Origin of the sequence: Pseudomonas sp. zfem001 (assembly GCF_032621725.1) — a bacterium.
Taxonomy (GTDB): Bacteria; Pseudomonadota; Gammaproteobacteria; order Pseudomonadales; family Pseudomonadaceae; genus Aquipseudomonas; species Aquipseudomonas sediminis.
Genome location: NZ_JAVYJI010000001.1, coordinates 1,593,393 through 1,612,133, shown reverse-complemented (window position 1 = coordinate 1,612,133; position 18,741 = coordinate 1,593,393). Strand labels below are relative to the sequence as shown.

Here is an 18,741-nt window from a genome sequence, read left to right as displayed (position 1 = left end):
GCTCCTCGTCAGCCCCGACCGTAGCCGGGGCTGTGTGCTCTGAGTGTGGTTTGGAGAGGGGCGTCAGAGCAGGCCTTTGCTCTGCAAGTAGGCCTGGATCGAGTCGACGGCTTCCTTGGCCTCAGGGCTGCGATCACGCCAGGCGCTCCACTCGGCGCGGGCAATCTGGCGGAATTTCTTCAGCTCTTCGGCGGTGAGCGTGGTCAGGGTCACGTCGCCTTTCTGCTTGGCGATTGCCACCTGCTCTTCGTCCTTGGTCTGCAGGTCTCCGATCAACTGGGCGGTGAAGGCGTCCACCGACTCTTCGAGAATGCGCTTCTGCTCGTCGCTGAGCCCATCCCAGGTGGCCTTGTTGATGGAGATGTCCTTCATCGGCATCGAATGGAAGCCGGGGTAAATCGCGAAAGGAGCGTACTTGTGGTAGCCCTGCTGATAGTTGGTGGCGAACACGGTGTAGTCGGCGGCATCGATCACGCCCTTTTCCAGGGCCGTGTAGACCTCGGAGGTCGGCAGGTTCACCGGTGCTGCGCCGATCAGCTTGAAGGCGTTCGAGACCATGCCTTCCGGGGCCCGGACCTTGAGGCCCTTGAAGTCGTCGAGTTTTTCGATGCGCCGCTTGGTGATCAGCGACTCGACGCCGACGGCGCCGGCGCGGATCAAGTGCACGTTGTAGGGCTCGACCAGGCGGTTGTAACCGTCCTCACCGCCGTTGCGCATGTAGTCGAGGAAAGTCGAGGTATCGCTCCAGGCACCGACCATGTTGCCGTAGACGGCGAAGGCCGGATTCTTGCCGGAGAAGTAGCCGGGGTCGGTGATGTGGCCCTGGATGATGCCGGCGCCGACTGCGTCCAGGGTCTCGTTATTGCCAACGATGGTGCCGGTTGGCATCACCTCGATGAGGATTTCGCCGTTGGTCTTTTCGCCGACGCTCTTGGCCCATTCCTGGGCGATGCGGAATTCGTCATCGCCGGCATTGACGTTGATCTGGAACTTCCATTCCTCTTTCGCCAGTGCGGTGGTCGAACTCAGGATCAAAGCCAGGGCGGCGAGGCCCTTGCTTAGGCGGTAAGGGGTTGCAGTGAGTTTCATGGTGCCTCTCCGGTTATTTTTATAAGGGCATTTTCTAGCGCATAGGCCCGCGATAGAGCCTCGGCAGAAAACAGACGGGCAGTGCGACATCTGTAATTCTGAGGGTAGAGAGTAGACAGACGAGGGATCATCAACAAATATGTAATTGCGCCTTCTACATATCCAAATGGATATACCTGATTCTTTATGAAACCTCTCAATAGCAGTTGGTTTGTCCGGGCCCGGCTGAAGAGCCGGCACATTCCCCTGTTGGTGGCGCTGGGTGATACCGGCAACCTAAATCGTGCCGCCGAAGGTCTGGGTATCTCCCAGCCGGCCATCTCCAAGCTGCTCAAGGAGCTCGAGGATGGCCTGGAAGTGGCGCTGTTCGAGCGACATGCCCGTGGCGTGGTGCCGACGCTCTATGGCGAGGCGATGATCCGTCATGCACGGAGAATCCAGACCAGCCTCGAGGATGCCTTCGATGAAGTCTGTGCGATGCGCGGTGGGCAACGCGGGCATGTGCGCATCGGCACCATCCTCACCCCCTGTGCCGAGCTGCTTCCGGAGCTGACGCGACGAGTCAAACAGAACCATCCGAATCTTGAGTTGAGTATTCGTACCGGGTCGAGCCTCGATCTGATGGCGATCCTTAACGATGGTGAGCTGGATTTCCTGGTTGCGCGCTTCTTTGCCGACAGTGCCCAGACCGGCATGTGCTTTGAGCCCTTGTACAAGGAACCACTGTGCGTCTGTGCGCGGGCAGGACTGATCAACCATGTACTGTCGCGCGAGGACCTGCACGCTGCCGATTGGGTGCTGCCGCCGTCGGGTAGTGTGCTGCGGCATGAGTTCGATGCTCTCTTCCAGCACGTCGGCATGTATCCGCCGAGCAAGGTGGTGAATGCCGAAAACCTGTTGATGGTGACCACGCTGCTGGAGCAGAACGACATGCTGACCGTGCTGCCGCGCGAAGTGGTGGCGCACTACGCACGCTACGGCATGCTGGCGATCGCCGAACTGGATGCTGGAATAGAGGAGGACCTCAATCGCAACCTGATGGCCTACGGCATCATCACCAAGAACGAGGAGCTGCTGTCTCCTGCTGCCAGGAGCGTGCTGGCGTTGTTGCGCGAGAGCGCGCAGCTGTTGCCGACGGTGGAGCGGTCGGCAGTCTGAATTGCTCGTCCACTGTTCACGATGTGCGTGCTGGGGGGATTTCCGGGACGAGAGCTGGGCCCTCTACGTCCCGGTTACTGCCACGTGTCGCTGAGCCTATCCGAGCACGCTGCGCACTATCAGAAGGGGTATTCGCAACCGGCTTCGCTTGCTGCCCCACGCAGCGCTGCCAGCACATCGTCTGGCAACTCCAGCCCTTGCTCGAAGGCTTTGGCGCGGCGCGCGATGCCGGCGTGACCCGGCATGCGCACCGGGTTTTGCGCCACGCGCGGGCGGCTTTCCAGGCATGCACCGACGAAGTGATCCATCTCCGCTTTCAGTTCCTCGACGCCACCGAAGAACGCTGGGTCGAAGGTCAGCACGGTCACCGCAGCGCCCCATTGCTTGACCCCGTCCTTGCGGCCGAAGCCACCCAGGCCGGCAGTCAGCGCCTCGACCATGGTGCCGAGGGCGAAGCCCTTGTGGCCGAACTCCAGGCTGCCCAGCGGCAGGATCGCGCCCGGCGGCGTGCCGAAATAGGCCGCCGTGTCACGGGTCGGCTGGCCGTTCTGGCCGATCAGCGCGGCGTGTTCCAGCTGGCCGCCGGCCTGGTGGGTCTTGTTCACCAGACCATTGGTGATGGTCGACATGCTGACGTCGATGAGGATCGGCTTCTCGCCGGTGGGAATGCCGATGCCCAGCGGGTTGGGCGTGTATACCGGGTCGAGGCCGCCGTGCGGCGCCACCGAGGCCACGGCCGGGTCGGAGGTCAACACCAGCGGGATCAGATCCTGCTCGGTGTAGCGTTGCAGGTACGCAGCCAGGCAGGCGATATGGTGCGAGCGGCGAATGGTCGCCACACCGATACCGAAGGTGCGGGCGGCTTGGGCGGTGAAGTCCAGTGCTTGCTCGACGCAGTAGGGGCCGAGCAGGTAGTCGGCGTCGTAGAGCCGTGCCGCCGGTGTCTGGCGGATGATCTGCAGGCTGTCGGCGTTACCTTTGGCCTGGCCGCTGCGCAAATCCTTGAGGTAGCCCTGGGCCAGTTTCACACCGTGGGTGTGATGACCGAGCAGGTCACCTTCGACCAGCACGCGGCTGACCACGCTGGCGACCTCGGGGCTGACGTCAGCGCCGAGAAAGAGTTGTTGGATGAAGTGTTCCAGCTGTTCAGGGGCGATGCGGCTCATTCGATAGCTTCCTTGGGCGAGGGCAGGGCGCGTGGGTAGCGCATGCGCCAGTACTTGGCGAGTACCGGGAACAGGGCCACCAGCAGTACCAGCAGGGCCAGGCCGATGCTGATCGGACGCTCGACGAAGGCCAGCAGGTTGCCGTCGGCCTTGATCATCGAGGTCATGAAGTTGGTTTCGAGAATGTTGCCCAGCACCAGGCCGAGAATTGCCGGGGCGATGGGGAAATCAGCGGTTGCGATCAGGTAGGCGACGATGCCGCAGACCAGCATGATCCATACATCGGTCAGGCTGTTGTTGATGGCGAAGGCACCGACGATGCAGAAGCACAGGATGATCGGCATCAGCACGCGTGTCGGCGTTACGGCAAAGATATGCGCGCTGCGAATCGCCAGGTAGCCGATGGGGATCAGGATCAGATTGGCGACGAAGAAGGCGGTGAACAGACCGTAGGCCATGGCACTGTTGTCCATGAAGATGGTCGGCCCTGGGTTCATGCCCTTCATGTACAGCACGCCAATGACGATGGCGGTGATCGAGTCCCCGGGGATGCCGAATACCAGCGCCGGTACCCAGGCACCGGCTACTGCAGCGTTGTTCGCCGAGCCCGCGTCCACCAGGCCTTCGACATGGCCCTTGCCGTAGGCTTCAGGGGTTTTCGAACGCTTCTTGCTTACGGCGTAGCAGATCCATGCCGCGATATCGGCGCCGGCGCCAGGCAATGCACCGATGAAGGCGCCCAGGCTGCTACCGCGGATCACGTTCTTCCAGTAGCGTTTGAGGTGCGTCGGCACCATGCCGAAGACGCTGCCGTGCTGGGGCGCGATGGTTTGCGTCGCATCCTGCCCGTTGGCCTTGTCGCGGGGGATGGAATAGAGCTTCATCACCTCGTACATGGCGAAGAAACCAATCATCACCGGGATGAAGTTGATGCCCCCCATCAAGTCGGGCGCATCGAAGGTGAAGCGCGGCGCGCCGGTGACCATGTCCAGGCCGACCGTGGCCAGCAGCAGGCCGACCATCAACGACAGAAAGCCTTTTACCGCCGAACCGGTGGAGATGAACACCGCGCTGCCCAGGCCGAGCACGGCCAGCCAGAAGTATTCGAAGGAACTGAAGTTCAGCGCGAACTCCGCCAGCGACGGGGCGATCATCACCAGCACCAGTGTGCCGGTCAGGCCGCCGATCACCGAGCAGGTGACGTTCAGGCCCAGCGCCTCACGCGCACGCCCGGCACGGCCCAGTGCAGCCGAGTCAGCCACGTAGGCGGCGGAGGCCGGTGTGCCCGGAATGTTCAGGTAGGTGCCGGGAATGTCGCCGGCGAAGATGGCCATGGCTGCGGTGGTGATGATTGCCGCGATCGCAGCGGTCGGGTCCATGGCGAAGGTGATCGGGACCAGCAGCGCGACCGCCATGGTGGCGGACAGGCCCGGAATGGCGCCGACGAAAACACCGAACAGAGCGGCCAGCAGGATCACCAGCAGCGTCTGGAAATTGAAGACGAGCAGAATGCCGTCGAGTAACTCGTTCATGGTTGGCTCCTCAGAAACCTAGGGGCCCGACGGGCAACGGAACTTTGAGCAGGTGACCGAAGGAGAGGCTGATGACCGCCGTGGCCACGCAGCTGATGACCAGAGATGGCATCAGGCGTACGCCACGCTGGATCAGTAGCGTCAGCATGATCAACAGCATCATCGGAGCGGCGCCGATGACTTCGCTGAGGTAGATGTAAGCCACGACCGATGCGCAAGGCAGTAGCACAGCCATTGATGGCAGGCTGAATCCGGCAGTCTTGCCCGCCCCTTCCGTGCGCAGCTGGCGCAATGCATTGAAGCTGAGCACGGCACCGCCACCGGCCATGCCGATGGCGATCAGCGTGGGGAAAAAGTCGGCGCCGTACTGCATGCCGGGCACGACCGGAAACTCGCGGGCCATCAGCCATACGGCCAGGCCCAGAGCGATGAAGATCAGACCGAACAGAAGGTCTTTCATGGGGGAGCTCTCATACAACCGAGTAAAGGCAAACGGCACCCCGCAGGAGTGCCGTATCGACAGTCGGGCTTACTTCTTCATGCCGATCTTTTCGATGATGCCGCCCATGTAGGTGTTGTTTTCCTCGAGGAAGGCATTGAAGTCGGCGGTGTTGCGCCACTCCGCACCGAAGCCCAGTTTGTGCATGTAATCCTGATACATGTCGGACTTGTAGGCTTTTTCCAGCGCCGCTTCGAGGGTAGCGACGATTTCCGGCGACAGGTTCTTGGGCCCGGCGATACCGCGCCATTCGCCGAGGGAGTAGTCACTGCCCAGGCTTTCCTTGAGGGTCGGGATATCCGGGAAGGCCGGGTTGCGTTCGGGCGAGAGAATGGCCAGGCCCTTGGCCTTGCCGGCGTCGATCATCGAGCGGGCTTCCGGCACCGAGGTCGGCACCAGCTGGATGCTGCCGGCCGCCAGTTCGACCATGGCCGGTGCTGCACCCTGGCTCGGTACGAAGGTGATCTTCTGCGGGTCGATGCCCTGCTCCAGCAGCAGGCCGGAGAAAGCCACGTGCCAGATGCCGCCCAGGCCAGTGCCTGATGCCTTGATGGTGCCCTTGGGTTCGTTGCGAATGGTTTCCAGCAGTTCGCCGACGCTGTTGTACGGCGCATCTGCCGCGACCTGCACGCCAGGATAGTCATAGTTGGTCATGGCTATCGGGGTGTAGTCCTTGTAGGTCAGCTTGGTCAGCCCCTGCCAATGCATCATGTTCAGCTCGCCGGTGATGAAGCCCAGCGTGTAGCCGTCCGGCTTGGCGGTGGCCATCACGCTGTGCCCGACCACACCGTTGCCGCCCGCACGGTTGACCACGTTGATGGTGACGCCCAGTTCCTTCTCCAGCGCCGCCGCGATACCGCGTGCCGCCGCATCGCTGCCACCGCCGGCAGCCCATGGCACGATCAACTGGATAGGCTTGTCCGGATACGCCGCCATGGCCATGGGCGAGACCAGCAGGGCGGAGAGCAGGAGGGATTTGAGGGTGCGGCGCGTGGCGCCAACCTGGTTGGAAAGCATGGATGTCACCTATTGAAATTATTGTCAGTGATCGCGCCGTGACCGCAGTCGTTCGGTCGCGATAGCCCGTGTCAGAGGGTTGGGCATGGCCTGCACACTATTGTCTGACAAAGCGGGCTGTCTAATGAGGCTTAGTAATCAACCCATAACGAGTAGTTATCTGGGGGTGTCGAGCACGCTTTGCAGCGCCTCATAGAACTCCCTGGCGTTGGCGGACAGCGGCTCGTCCTTGCGTTGCAGCAGGCCATAGCCGAGTGACGGGGTCTGTAGTGGCGGTTGCAGCAGAACCAACTGTCCCAGCGCGACCTGCTGCAGGACGATGGCTTCCGGCAGAAGTGCCAGCGCCTGGCTGTGATGCAGCAGGTGCAGGGTCGACTGTACCGAAGCGGTCTCCACTCGGTTGACCGGGAACTGGATGCCGGCGTCGGTGAAGGACTGCTCGATCATCCGTCGCAATGGCGTATTGGGCGGGTACACCACCCAGGGCCACTGTTCCAGGTCACGGGCGCTGGGCGTGGCCTCGCGGGCCAGCGGGTGAGCCGGGTCGGCGCAGAGCAGGAAGGGTTCGCTGGCTACTTCCTGATAGCTGAAATGCTCCTGCTGGCGTGGTTCGGTGAAGCGGCCGATGGCCAGATCCAGCTGTTTGTGCAGGAGCATCTGCAGCAGGTAATCGCTGGTGTGCTCGACCAGCTCGATGGTCAGCAGCGGGCGCTGGCGTTTGAGCTGCAGCAGGGTCTTCGGTACGACCTGGGCGGTAGCGGCGAAGATCGCGCCGACGCGCAGATGGCCATAGCCGCCCTGGCGCAGGGTATCGAGTTCCTGGGCGAAGTGCTGGCAGTCGTTGAGCGTGCGGCGGGCATAGGCGATCACGGTCAGACCAAGCTCGGTGGCCACCAGCTCGCGTGGCTGGCGGTCGAACAGGGCGAAGTCGAACATCTGCTCGATCTCGCGCAGCATCTTGCTCACTGCAGGCTGACTCAACCCCATCTGTTGAGCCGTGGCGTGCATGTTGCCGGTGTCGGCGAGGGTTTCTATCAGCTGCAGATGGCGAAGGCGCAGCCAGTTATGCAGGGTGGGCAGCTTGTTCAGGCTCACGACTACGGAACTCCCTGTGAGGCGGTGCGATAACCAGTGTGTATCGGGCGTTGACGATTCGTCATTGGTCGAGTGCACGAACGCTTGGCTATGGTCGCACAGCAGCGGCCGGGCATCCATTTGGGGTGCCGTGCGGTCGCCTCCCAACAACAATTCAAGAGTCCGCCCATGGCCCGCCCCCTGATCCTCACCCCCGAAAACACGCTTCCCGAAGATGGCCTTGCCGGCACCCTGATCGCACGCATCTGGCTGCCAGGCGACCTGGCCGGGCCGGTTCCCGTGCTGTTGCATGAAGATGGCGTGTTCGACCTCAGCCCGCTATCGCCCACCCTGGCCGGCCTGTGCGAGCTGGAAAACCTGGCCATGCGCGTGCATGACTGCCGCGCTCGGCGCCTGTGCAGTGTCGCCGAGCTGCTGGCCAACAGCGGCACCGAGCGCAACACCGCCTTGCCAAGCCTGCTGGCGCCTGCGGACCTGCAGGTGATCAAAGCGGCAGGCGTCACTTTCGCGGCCAGCATGCTTGAGCGCGTGATCGAAGAGCGCGCTGGCGGCGATCCGCAGCGAGCGGAAGAAATCCGCGGCCAGGTGCGCGCGGTAATTGGTGACAACCTGCGTAGCGTCGTCCCCGGCTCAGAAAATGCAATGCGCCTGAAGGCACTGCTGCAGGAACAGGGACTGTGGTCGCAATACCTGGAGGTCGGCATCGGCCCGGATGCCGAGGTCTTCACCAAGGCACCGGTGCTGGCGGCCGTTGGCAGCGGTATGGATATCGGCATCCACCCTGGTTCTGCCTGGAACAACCCCGAGCCAGAAGTGGTGCTGGTGGTCAACAGCCGTGGCCAGGTGCTCGGCGCGACCCTCGGCAATGACGTCAACTTGCGCGATTTCGAGGGCCGCAGTGCACTGCTGCTGAGCAAGGCCAAGGACAACAATGGCTCCTGCGCCATCGGTCCGTTCATTCGCCTGTTCGACCAGAGCTTCAGCATTGACGACGTGCGTAACTCCGAAGTCGATCTGCGCGTCGAAGGCGATGAGGGCTTCGTGCTCAAGGGCCGCAGCAGCATGAACCAGATCAGCCGCGACCCGCTGGATATCGTCGGCCAGACACTCAACGCCAACCACCAGTACCCCGATGGTTTCCTGCTGTACCTGGGTACGCTGTTCGCCCCGACCGAGGATCGCGACCAGCCTGGCAATGGCTTCACCCACAAGCTGGGCGATCACGTCAGCATCAGCAGTCGCCAGCTCGGCGCGCTGCACAACCGCGTGCAGCACAGCAGTGCACTGGCGCCCTGGACGTTCGGCCTGCTGGCCTTCATCGACAACCTGGCCCGCCGTCAGCGGGCCTGATCGCGCTTCTAGGTCAGCGCCTGCTGCTCGCTACGCAGGTGCTCCAGCAGCAGGCTCGCCAGCGGCGACAGGCTGCTGCCGCGGCGATGGATGATCGAACAAGGCTCGTTGCGCGCCTGCAGCTCCAGGGGCAGGCGGCGCAGCAGGCCGAAGCCTTCGCTGGAGCAGGCGATGGAGTGGGGCATCACCGCCACCAGCTGCGGGTCTTCCTGCAGCAGGCTGAGCATGGTGAAGGTCGAGGAGGTCTCCAGCGGGTAACGCGGGAACTCCAGGCCAGCCTCGCCGAACTCGCGCTCCAGCACCGTGCGCATCGGCGTGCCGGTCGGGTAGACCACCCAGCTATAGGCGCTCAGGTCGGTCAGGCTCAGTGCCGGGTTGGCCTGTTGCGGGTGCTGCGGCGCGGCCACCAGCGCCAGGCGCTCGGCGTGCAGGCTCAGGCATTCGTAGTCGTCCGGGTGCTGGCTGCCGCTGGTGCGGGCAATGGCCAGGTCCAGGCGGCCTTCGTCGAGCAGCTTGAGCAAGCGCGGGCTGATGTCTTCGACGATCTGCACGGAGATGTCCGGTTGCATCTGTCGCAGGCTGGTGAGTGCGCGCAGCACCAGCGGCACCGAGCCAGCGATGGTGCCTATCGCCAGGTGGCCGCCGTGGCCTTGCAGGATGCTCTGCATTTCCTCATGCAGGTGCGCCAGATCCGAATGGATGAGCCGCGCATAGCGGATCACGCAGCGGCCCAGGTCATTGGCCTGCAGGCCCTGTGCGGAGCGGGTGAACAGCGGCGTACCGAAGGTCGTCTCGATTTCGTGCAGCGCCTTGGTCGCGCCCGGCTGGCTGATGGCGATGCGTTCAGCGGCGCGATGCAGCGTGCCCAGTTCGTCGAGGGCGATCAGCAGTCGCAACTGGCGAATACGCAGGCGGGAAACGATGTAGGTCAGAGGTGGCAGCATGGGGATGACGAAAAGTTATCACCTAATCAGAAGCTTTCATTAGGCAGCACCGCGGGCAGTTTTTAAAGTGCCGGCCAGCAACGTCGCAATCGCGACGCACAAGAACAACAGGAGTAGCACAATGCGGCTGATTCAGTTTGAGAACGAGCAGGGCCAGCGTCAGGTCGGCGTCGTCGGCGAAGCGCGCGTCAGCGTGATCAAGGGCGTGGCCACGACCCGTGAGCTGGCGTTGCAGGCGATTCGCAACGGCCATGGCCTGATTGCCGAGATCGAGCGCCTGGGCGTCGAGCCTGGCCCGGTCTATGCCGAACTGATCGAGCAGCGCCGCGTGCTGGCTCCGCTGGATCACAGCGACCCGGCGCACTGCCTGGTGTCCGGCACTGGCCTGACCCATCTGGGCAGCGCCGCCACCCGCGACAAGATGCACCAGCAGGTCGAGGCGCAGCAGGCCGAAGGCAAGCTTACCGACACCATGCAGATGTTCCAGTGGGGCATGGCCGGCGGTCGCCCGGCTGCAGGCAGCGAAGGCGCACAGCCGGAGTGGTTCTACAAAGGTGACGGCAGCATCGTGGTTCGCCCCGGTGAGGACTTCCCGGTGCCGGACTTCGCCGAAGACTTTGGTGAGGAGCCCGAGCTGACCGGCCTCTACGTGATTGCTGACGATGGCCAGCCGTATCGCATCGGCTTCGCCCTCGGCAACGAGTTCTCCGACCATGTGGTCGAGCGCAAGAACTACCTGTACCTGGCTCACTCGAAGCTGCGCTTCTGCTCCTTCGGTCCGGAAATGCTGATCGGCGAGCTGCCGCGTCATCTGTCCGGCATCAGCCGCATCCGTCGTGGCGACCAGGTGCTGTGGGAGAAGGAGTTCCTCTCCGGCGAGGACAACATGTGCCACAGCCTGGAGAACCTCGAGTACCACCACTTCAAGTACCGCCAGTTCCTGCGTCCCGGCGATGTGCACGTGCACTTCTTCGGTACCGCGACGCTGTCGTTCGCCGATGGCATCAAGGCGCAGCCGGGCGACACCTTCGAGGTCAGCCTCGATGCGCTGGGTGAGCCGTTGCGCAACGGTATTCGCGTGCATCAGCCCGCTGTGAAGGTCGGCGGGGTACGTCAGTTATAAGGTTTTGCGGTCCGGCAGCAGGCTGTCGGACCGCGATTCTGCTCGGCAGATTGCGGATTGTGCCCTCACAAGGGGACGAATGCCGAAGTTATCACTTATCATATGTCTGACAACTGCAGTAGAGTTGTCACCCCTCGACCCAAAAGGTCGAGGCCTCATTCATTGTCCCGGGGCGGCGCTGCCGTCCCTCCTGACAGGAGTACACCATGCTGAGTCTGACTGGCCACAATTACATCGGCGGTGAGCGCCGCGCCGCCGGCACCGTCGAGCACAAGAGCCTCGACGCCAGCAGCGGTGAAGCGCTGCCGTACACCTTCATCCAGGCCACGCCGGAAGAAGTCGACGCTGCCGCCCAGGCTGCCGCTGCCGCTTATCCGACCTACCGTAACCTGTCGGCCGTGCGCCGTGCCGAGTTCCTCGAGGCCATCGCCGACGAGATCGACGCTCTCGGTGATGACTTCGTTGCCCTGGTCACCCGTGAAACCGCACTGCCGGCTGCCCGCATCCAGGGCGAACGTGGTCGTACAAGTGGCCAGATGCGTCTGTTCGCCAAGGTGCTGCGTCGTGGTGACTTCTACGGTGCGCGCATCGACCGCGCTCTGCCGGATCGCCAGCCGCTGCCGCGCCCGGATCTGCGTCAGTACCAGATCGGTGTTGGCCCGGTTGCCGTGTTCGGCGCCAGCAACTTCCCGCTGGCCTTCTCCACCGCTGGTGGCGATACCGCCTCTGCTCTGGCTGCCGGTTGCCCGGTGGTGTTCAAGGCGCACAGCGGCCACATGGCCACTGCCGAGTGCGTGGCTGACGCAGTGATTCGCGCCGCCGAGAAAACCGGCATGCCCAAGGGCGTGTTCAACATGATCTTCGGCGGCGGCGTCGGCGAGATCCTGGTCAAGCACCCGGCCATCCAGGCTGTCGGCTTCACCGGTTCGCTGAAAGGCGGTCGCGCCCTGTGCGACATGGCCGCTGCCCGTCCGCAGCCGATCCCGGTGTTCGCCGAGATGTCCAGCGTCAACCCGGTGATCGTCCTGCCGGGCGCCCTGAAAGCGCGTGGCGCCACCGTGGCCAAGGAGCTGGCGGGTTCCGTGGTACTGGGTTGCGGCCAGTTCTGCACCAACCCGGGCCTGGTCATCGGCATTCGCAGCGCCGAGTTCAGCGACTTCGTCGCCGGCCTGGCCGACGCCATCGGCGCGCAACCGGCGCAGACCATGCTCAACGCCGGCACCCTGCGCAGCTACGCCAACGGTGTGGCGCAGTTGAGCGGCCATGCCAAAGTCAGCCGTCTGGCTGGCAACGAGCAGGCCGGCAACCAGGCACAACCGCAGCTGTTCAAGGCTGACGTGAGCATGCTGCTCGAAGGCGACCACCTGCTGCAGGAAGAAGTCTTCGGCCCGACCACCATCGTCGTCGAAGTCGCCGACAGCGCCGAGCTGACCCGTGCCCTGCAGAGCATGCACGGCCAGCTGACCGCGACCCTGATCGCCGAGCGTGAAGACCTGAGCGCCTTCCGCGATCTGCTGCCGCTGCTGGAGGTCAAAGCCGGCCGTGTGCTGCTCAACGGCTACCCGACAGGCGTGGAAGTCTGCGACTCCATGGTCCATGGCGGCCCGTACCCGGCGACTTCCGACGCCCGTGGTACTTCGGTCGGCACCCTGGCGATCCACCGCTTCCTGCGTCCGGTGTGCTACCAGAACTACCCGGACGAGGTACTGCCGGAGGCGCTGCAGAACGCCAACCCGCTGGGCATTCAGCGTCTGGTTGACGGCGTGCACAGCCGTGACGCGCTGAGCTGATCCGAGCGCTGCAACGAAAAATGCCGCACCCGTGAGGGTGCGGCATTTTTCATTCTGAAGGCTGCGTCTTTATTTGGCAGCGGCCTGGGTTTTCTCCACCGCCTGGATGATCACCTTGGCCACATCGGCCGGACGCGACTGCTGCGGCACGTGGCTGGCAGCGACCTCGGTGGTCTGCGCGCCGATCTTCTTGGCGAAGTCGCGCTGCATCTCAGGCACGATCATGCGGTCATCGCTGGCCACGAGGTACCAGGACGGCTTCTGCTTCCAGGCCGCGACGCTGGTGCGTTCATCGAAAGCCGCTGCGCGGATCGGGCCTTGCGTGGCGGTCATCACCGCCGTCTGCGCGGCTGGCAGGTCCTGGGCGAAATCGGCGGCCATGCCCTGCGGAGTCAGGTACAGGAAGCCATTCTTGTCCGCCGCGATCTGGCTCGAGCCTGGCGCGGTGCGGTAGCCGCTGTAGAGCTCGCCGCTGGACTGGCCGGCGTTGGGGGCGAACGCCGCGACGTAGACCAGGCTGCGCACTTTCTCGTCGGCACCGGCCTCGGTGATCACCGTGCCGCCCCAGGAGTGGCCGACCAGAACCACGTCACCTTCCTGGTTGTTCAGCACGCGCTGGGTGGCGGCCACGTCGTCGACCAGTGAGGTCAGCGGGTTTTGTACCACGGTGACCTTGATGCCTTTTTCCTGCAGCAGCGGCACGACCTTGGCCCAGTCGGAACCGTCGGCGAATGCACCGTGGACGATGACCACCGAAGGCTTGGCCTCGGCAGCCTGGGCATTGATGGCGAAGAAGGGGCTGGCGATGGCAAGTGCGAGGATCAGCGGCTTGGTATTGAACATGGTGGAATCTCCTGTGCTTGGGGGAGTTCAGTGTCGATAATGCGCCGGTGTCCCGGTATCGGTCGTTTATCCGAGGCCGGCAAAAAAACAGGAGAGCTGCCCATGCAGGTGAATGACGCCGTCGCGCTCGAAGACGCCATACTGGCCCTGGCCATGGTCGGTGACCTGAGCATGGGCCAGCCCATCGACCAGTCGCGGCGTACCGCGCGCCTGGCGCAGTGGCTGGTGCAGGCTGCTGGCGGCGATCAGGCGCAGATCGATGCGGCCCGGCAGGTGGCGCTGCTGCGTTGGTCCGGCTGTACGGCCAACGCCGAGGGCTTCATGCGCCTGTTCGGCGACGATGTCGGCGGGCGCCGCGACATGCTCGCACACACTCTGGATGCCGCCGGCCAGCGCGCCATGCTGCGCACCACACCCTTGGCCGTGGTGCACTGCGAAGTGGCCGGTGAGGTGGCCCGCACCCTCGATTTGCCAACGCAGGTCGAGGTGGGGCTGCGGCATATCTTCGAATGCTTCGACGGCAGCGGCCGGCCGCTGGGCCTGCGTCATCCCGATATTCCGCAGGTGGTCTATCACGTGGTGCTGGCCGGCGATCTGGAAATCCTTTCGCGCGTCCACGGTCTGGAAGCGGCGCTGGAGTGGATCGGTGCGCAGGGCGATCGCCGCTATCCTGCGGACCTCGCCGAGCTGATTGTCCGCCACGCAGCTGATTGGCTGGAGGCACTGCGTACGCCCGAGAGCATGCTGCCTGGCGTCGGGCCGCAGGTCTCGCTGACCCTGGTGGGCGACGTGATCGATCTCAAGCTGTCCTGGATGGCCGGCTATTCACGTCAGGCGTCGAATCTGGTGCGCGATGCCGGCCGGCTCTGGGGCCTGCCCGAGCCGCGTGTCGAACTGCTGGCCAAGGCCGCGCTGATCCATGGCCTGGGGCGCGCGGCCGTGCCCAATCGCATCTGGAGCACGCCTGGCCCGCTGCTTGAAGGTGACCTCGAATCGGTACGCCTGGTGCCCTACTGGACGCACCGCGCCAGCAGTCAGATCGGTGGTTTGAGCGAAGCCGGACAACTGGCTGCGCACGCCTACGAACGGCTGGATGGCAGCGGCTATTTCCGTTCGCTGAGCGGTGACGCCCTGAGCGCCGAACACCGACTGCTGAGCGCCGCACTGGCCTGGCTCGCATTACGCGGTGAGCGCCCCTGGCGCCCGGCCTTCAGCGACGATCAGGCCGTTCGCGTATTACTGGATGAAGCCGAGCAGGGCCGCTTCGACCCACGCGCCTGCCAGGCGGTGATCAGCGCTGCGCACGGCGAGCAGGCGCCGCTGGCCAGCAAGCCCGGCAACGGCCTGCTCAGCGAACGCGAGACGCAGATCCTGCAGCGTATCAGCAGCGGGGCGAGCAACAAGGAAGTGGCACGCGATCTGGGCATCAGCCCGAGCACGGTGCGCACCCATGTCGAGAGTGTGTTCCGCAAGCTGCACTGCTCGACGCGTGCGGCGGCGACCTTGAAGGCGCTGACCTTGGGGGTGATTTGAGCGATCAGTCGCCTCCACCGCCGCCGCCATCGCCCCCTCCGCTGTAGTCGAAGCCTCCGTCAGTGAAACCTGAGCCGGAGTCCTGTCCGCTCAGGCCGCTGTGCTTTCTCTTGCGCGGCAGAGGCCTGGGGCGCGAGCGCCGCCAGCTGTAGATGAGGAGCACCACGAAGGCGACGGTGATCAGCAGCAGAATTTCCATATGTGTTCTCTCCATTGCCTGGCGATGCAGTGGCCTACCTATCCCGGACGCCAGTGGCGGCGAAAATCCTCGCCGCCAGAGAGGCTTCAGATGGGCGAGCGTGTGTAGATAGCAATACTACGCGGGGCTCTCTGCAAGCGCTGGCACAGTGAACTGAAACTCCGAGCCCTCACCTGGCTCGCTTTCGACAGCGATATGTCCGCCATGAGCTTCCACGATGCCTTGGGTAATGTACAAACCAAGCCCAGTACCGGTTGGATTCCCATCCTTGGCCGTCCAGTAACGGTCGAACACATGAGGCAGGTGTTCCTTGGGGATGCCCTCGCCGCTATCGCGCACGGTGAATACGATGTCATCGCCGACGGATTTCGCGCGGACGCCGACAGTGCCCCGTCGAGGGGTGAACTTGATCGCATTGCCGATCAGATTCGAGAGCACCTGAAACAGCCGCTCGGGGTCAGCGTGAATCCGCAGATCGGGATCCGCCTCGAAGGAGATGCTGATGTCCTTGTCGAGAGCCAATGGTGCGAGCAGCGATTGCGCTTCTTCGAACATGTGCCCGACATCGAGCTTTTGCGGGGTAATGGTGTAGCGCCCGGCGTCGATCTTCGACGTGTCGAGTAAATCCTCAAGCAGCGTATTCATCCTGCCGGCCGCCTGTTGCATTGTGTCGAGCGCCGTGGCGATGCGTCGCGAAGTGTGCGGACCGTCAGAGCTGAAGGTCTTCTGCATCATGCCGCAGAGCATCGAAATCACCGTCATGGGATTTCTCAGATCATGCGATACCACGGCAACCAGCTCGTCACGGGCACGCACCGCCTCCTGCTCGCGGCGTACTTGCCGGGCGAGGTCATGTTCCAGCGCTGAGCGACGGAGGTCGTTGGCGGCAAACAAATCCCCGTGGCTCCATTTGGTCGAGATACCAGCCATCTCGACCTTCCAGATTTCGAAAGACGTGCGAGGGCGCAAGCGCAGGCCCGCATCGGAGTTCTCCAGATCCATGGGTTTGCGCGGATCGCCGCTCCAATTGACGCTCTCCTTTACCTCCGGGCGAAACCACATCACACCGTTATCCACCGGTTTGGGCAGGCTCATCGCGAGTACGCCGCTCGCCATCTGCGGATACTGCGCGGCGGGTGGGTAGACACCAGCAAGGTGGTGACTGGAAAACACCGGTTCACCTCTTTCCTGCAACCATTTGTGCAGCGCGCGGATTTCCTGGGGCTCCGGGCAGTTGCCGTAGCGGTGCAACTGCTTGTCTTCGATGATGGCGACGCCGCCTGCTCCGGTCAGCGCCATCAGCACCTCAGGTTGCCCTGCGAGCCCATCGAAAACATTCTGCGGCGAATCGATCATTGCCTGATTGAGCAGCGTCAGCTCATCGATTTTCTCTTCGCGCTGGCGGTTGATTTCCAACGATTCCATGGCGCTGATCTGCAACGACAATACCTGGCCGATCGTCTGGCAGGCGCTGCGCAGCTCATGCGGTACGTGCAACGGCTGGCGATTGCCACAACTGATCAGGCCCCAGAGTTTGTCGTCCTTGAGCAGAGAAATGCTCATCGACGACAGCACGCCCATGTTCTTCATGTATTGGCAGTGAATCGGTGAAACGCTGCGCAAGGTAGCGAAGCTCAGGTCCAGCGGGGTCTGCGTGTCGGGTCGCAGTTTCGGCACCAGGGGCACGGGTTGGTAATCGGCATTGGGGATGATCCGCAGCCAATTGGTGCGATACAACTCACGAGCCTGCTCGGGGATGTCCGAGGCGGGGAAGAACAAACCATTGAATACCTCCATTGACGGGGCGGAGGCTTCAGCGATGACCTGACCATGGCCCTCTTCCTCGAAGCGATAGATCAGCACCCGGTCATAACCGGTCATCGCCTGAATTTCCTTGACGCTGATGTCATACAGCTCTTGCAGCGTGGTCGCCATTTGCAAGCGCTGGAGCATGCGTCCCAGGTTGGTGTTGAGCCCGGCGACGTTGCGCGGCTGGAAATTTTCGACGTGGATTTCCAGCTCCAGGATCAACACACCCTGATGCCGGTGCAGCAAGCCCTCGAAGGTCGTGCCATTGATATGAACGTGCAGTGGGCCGGCGTCGGCGAACGCTGGCTGTACCAGCGCCTCGCGCACTGCTTCGGCATGAGTCTCGCCAATCAGCCGGTGTAATGGCTGGCCGATCAGTTCTTGCGGCGTGTGCGCCAGCAAGGTTTCGACGTTGGCGCTGATCTGGATGATCGCAAGGTCGGGCTCGCTGAGTGTCAGCAGCAAACCATGGGGTTGAATCGCCCCGGGGAAGCGGATGGGCTCGTCGGCGCAGTTGGCCAGCAAGTCCTCAAAAGCATCTTTGTTCTGCGGGGTCATATCAGTACCTCTCTGCTTTCAAGCCAGCGCTCGAAACAGCTAAATGTGGCTTGGGCTGTCATGACAACAGCCCTACGTTCGACCGTATCCAGTGGTCGACTACTCAAATAATCGATGAAATTGCGCCAGCGCCGCCCTGTTTCCGCCCCGTAGATGTCGAGAAATGCCGCCCCGTTGTCGGCATTCAGCTCCAGCCGTGAAGCCATTTCCCGGCGCAGAATTTGCCCACCAAGTGTTGCCCCTTCGAGCACATATAAAACGCCCAGGCAGGTGGATCTGTCGCTGATTACGGGCAATGACTGGCAGACCGGCAAGCCCTCGATGTCCTCATCCGAGAGGCCCAGAGCAAGCAGGTCTTCGCGCAGGGTGGGTGCTTTGAGGCGTGAGGCGAGATCGAAATCAGCAGGCGTCACGGCGGCATCGAGCAAAGCGTGTTCAAGCGGCAGATAGAAGCCGTAGTACGCCTGCATCAGCCGTTGAAAGGCATTCGTGTCGAAATGGTCTGAAAAAAAAGGAAGCTTTTTCTCCAGACTGACGTGCAGTTTAGCCGTTCCGGCCCGCAGATCTTGCAGCACCGGCGGCACAGGAACTTCGTGGGCCTTGGCTTGCATCTAGATCGCTCTTGTGAGGGCCTCGAGTGCCCAGTTTTAAGGTGAGCAGGAGCTAACACCTTACCATGCGGGCTATTCCAAGCTAAAACGGCTCGATTCGAATGAGCGCGTTGCCGAGCTGTTGAAGGCTGGGCTGGATAGGCTAGCCAGGCCCTTAAGTGAGCAGTGAAGTGCTGATATCCGCTGCTCCGGCCAAACAAAAAAGGCCCCAAGTTTTCACTTGGAGCCTTTGATGATCTGGCGCACTCGGCGGGATTCGAACCCACGACCCCTGCCTTCGGAGGGCAGTACTCTATCCAGCTGAGCTACGAGTGCGTTGCGGGGCGCAATCATACGCATCTCGGCGGTTAGCGTCCATTCTGCATGAGTGTGCATTATTCAGAACGGACTTTACACTTTTGGGCAGCCTGAACCTTAGTTTCAGA

At 63.0% G+C, this 18,741-nt stretch carries 16 protein-coding genes and 1 tRNA gene; 5 read left to right on the top strand and 12 right to left on the bottom strand.

The features are described 5' to 3' along the window. Window positions 1–63: 63 nt before the first annotated feature. Window positions 64–1,089, bottom strand: coding sequence for a TRAP transporter substrate-binding protein (locus tag RTH74_RS07555; protein ID WP_316914250.1), 1,026 nt, complete (start codon window positions 1,087–1,089; stop codon window positions 64–66). Window positions 1,090–1,275: 186 nt separating this feature from the next. Here RTH74_RS07555 and RTH74_RS07550 point away from each other — a divergent pair, with 186 nt between their 5' ends. Beyond that, window positions 1,276–2,247: a LysR substrate-binding domain-containing protein gene (locus RTH74_RS07550; protein WP_316914249.1), complete on the top strand. Its 972-nt coding sequence runs from the start codon at window positions 1,276–1,278 to the stop codon at window positions 2,245–2,247. Window positions 2,248–2,366: 119 nt separating this feature from the next. On the opposite strand, the gene RTH74_RS07545 is transcribed toward RTH74_RS07550, so the two are convergent. From RTH74_RS07545 to RTH74_RS07525, 5 genes are all read right to left on the bottom strand, one after another. Then, entirely contained in the window at window positions 2,367–3,413 is a 1,047-nt protein-coding gene (locus tag RTH74_RS07545) for an Ldh family oxidoreductase (protein ID WP_316914248.1), read from the bottom strand. Continuing rightward, the gene (locus RTH74_RS07540) at window positions 3,410–4,945 is read right to left on the bottom strand and encodes a tripartite tricarboxylate transporter permease (RefSeq protein WP_316914247.1); all 1,536 of its coding nucleotides are present in this window, start codon (window positions 4,943–4,945) and stop codon (window positions 3,410–3,412) included. Before RTH74_RS07540 ends, RTH74_RS07545 begins: the two co-directional genes overlap by 4 nt. A 10-nt stretch (window positions 4,946–4,955) precedes the next feature. Next, window positions 4,956–5,405, bottom strand: a complete 450-nt coding sequence (locus RTH74_RS07535) for a tripartite tricarboxylate transporter TctB family protein (RefSeq protein WP_316914246.1) — start codon at window positions 5,403–5,405, stop codon at window positions 4,956–4,958. 69 nt (window positions 5,406–5,474) lie between these two features. Continuing rightward, complete coding sequence (locus RTH74_RS07530) at window positions 5,475–6,461, bottom strand: tripartite tricarboxylate transporter substrate binding protein (protein WP_316914245.1); 987 nt, start codon at window positions 6,459–6,461, stop codon at window positions 5,475–5,477. Window positions 6,462–6,617: 156 nt separating this feature from the next. Beyond that, the gene (locus tag RTH74_RS07525) at window positions 6,618–7,556 is read right to left on the bottom strand and encodes a LysR family transcriptional regulator (RefSeq protein ID WP_316914244.1); all 939 of its coding nucleotides are present in this window, start codon (window positions 7,554–7,556) and stop codon (window positions 6,618–6,620) included. A gap of 168 nt (window positions 7,557–7,724) precedes the next feature. Between RTH74_RS07525 and RTH74_RS07520 the strand changes: the two genes are divergently transcribed. Further along, window positions 7,725–8,906 (top strand): fumarylacetoacetate hydrolase family protein, encoded by a 1,182-nt coding sequence (locus RTH74_RS07520; protein WP_316914243.1) that lies wholly within the window; start codon window positions 7,725–7,727, stop codon window positions 8,904–8,906. Between the two features lie 8 nt (window positions 8,907–8,914). Here the strand turns inward: RTH74_RS07520 and RTH74_RS07515 are convergent, their stop codons facing one another. Next, window positions 8,915–9,850, bottom strand: coding sequence for a LysR family transcriptional regulator (locus RTH74_RS07515; RefSeq protein WP_021487613.1), 936 nt, complete (start codon window positions 9,848–9,850; stop codon window positions 8,915–8,917). 121 nt (window positions 9,851–9,971) lie between these two features. Between RTH74_RS07515 and araD1 the strand changes: the two genes are divergently transcribed. Next, the gene (gene araD1 / locus RTH74_RS07510) at window positions 9,972–10,973 is read left to right on the top strand and encodes an AraD1 family protein (protein ID WP_316914242.1); all 1,002 of its coding nucleotides are present in this window, start codon (window positions 9,972–9,974) and stop codon (window positions 10,971–10,973) included. Between the two features lie 206 nt (window positions 10,974–11,179). Beyond that, window positions 11,180–12,763, top strand: coding sequence for an aldehyde dehydrogenase (NADP(+)) (locus RTH74_RS07505; RefSeq protein ID WP_316914241.1), 1,584 nt, complete (start codon window positions 11,180–11,182; stop codon window positions 12,761–12,763). A gap of 69 nt (window positions 12,764–12,832) precedes the next feature. On the opposite strand, the gene RTH74_RS07500 is transcribed toward RTH74_RS07505, so the two are convergent. Next, window positions 12,833–13,606 carry an alpha/beta hydrolase gene (locus tag RTH74_RS07500; protein ID WP_316914240.1) on the bottom strand — a complete coding sequence of 258 codons (774 nt, stop codon included), beginning with the start codon at window positions 13,604–13,606 and terminating at the stop codon, window positions 12,833–12,835. 102 nt (window positions 13,607–13,708) lie between these two features. Here RTH74_RS07500 and RTH74_RS07495 point away from each other — a divergent pair, with 102 nt between their 5' ends. Beyond that, on the top strand, window positions 13,709–15,139 hold the full coding sequence (locus RTH74_RS07495) for an HD domain-containing phosphohydrolase (protein ID WP_316914239.1): 1,431 nt from the start codon (window positions 13,709–13,711) through the stop codon (window positions 15,137–15,139). A gap of 4 nt (window positions 15,140–15,143) precedes the next feature. Here the strand turns inward: RTH74_RS07495 and RTH74_RS07490 are convergent, their stop codons facing one another. The 4 genes from RTH74_RS07490 to RTH74_RS07475 all read right to left on the bottom strand — a co-directional run bounded on the left by RTH74_RS07490 (window position 15,144) and on the right by RTH74_RS07475 (window position 18,631). Next, window positions 15,144–15,338: a hypothetical protein gene (locus tag RTH74_RS07490; RefSeq protein ID WP_316914238.1), complete on the bottom strand. Its 195-nt coding sequence runs from the start codon at window positions 15,336–15,338 to the stop codon at window positions 15,144–15,146. Window positions 15,339–15,455: 117 nt separating this feature from the next. After that, complete coding sequence (locus tag RTH74_RS07485) at window positions 15,456–17,705, bottom strand: ATP-binding protein (protein ID WP_316914237.1); 2,250 nt, start codon at window positions 17,703–17,705, stop codon at window positions 15,456–15,458. Further along, the gene (locus tag RTH74_RS07480) at window positions 17,702–18,316 is read right to left on the bottom strand and encodes a biliverdin-producing heme oxygenase (RefSeq protein ID WP_316914236.1); all 615 of its coding nucleotides are present in this window, start codon (window positions 18,314–18,316) and stop codon (window positions 17,702–17,704) included. Before RTH74_RS07480 ends, RTH74_RS07485 begins: the two co-directional genes overlap by 4 nt. A gap of 238 nt (window positions 18,317–18,554) precedes the next feature. Continuing rightward, window positions 18,555–18,631 (bottom strand) — tRNA-Arg (locus tag RTH74_RS07475). Between the last annotated feature and the right edge of the window lie 110 nt (window positions 18,632–18,741).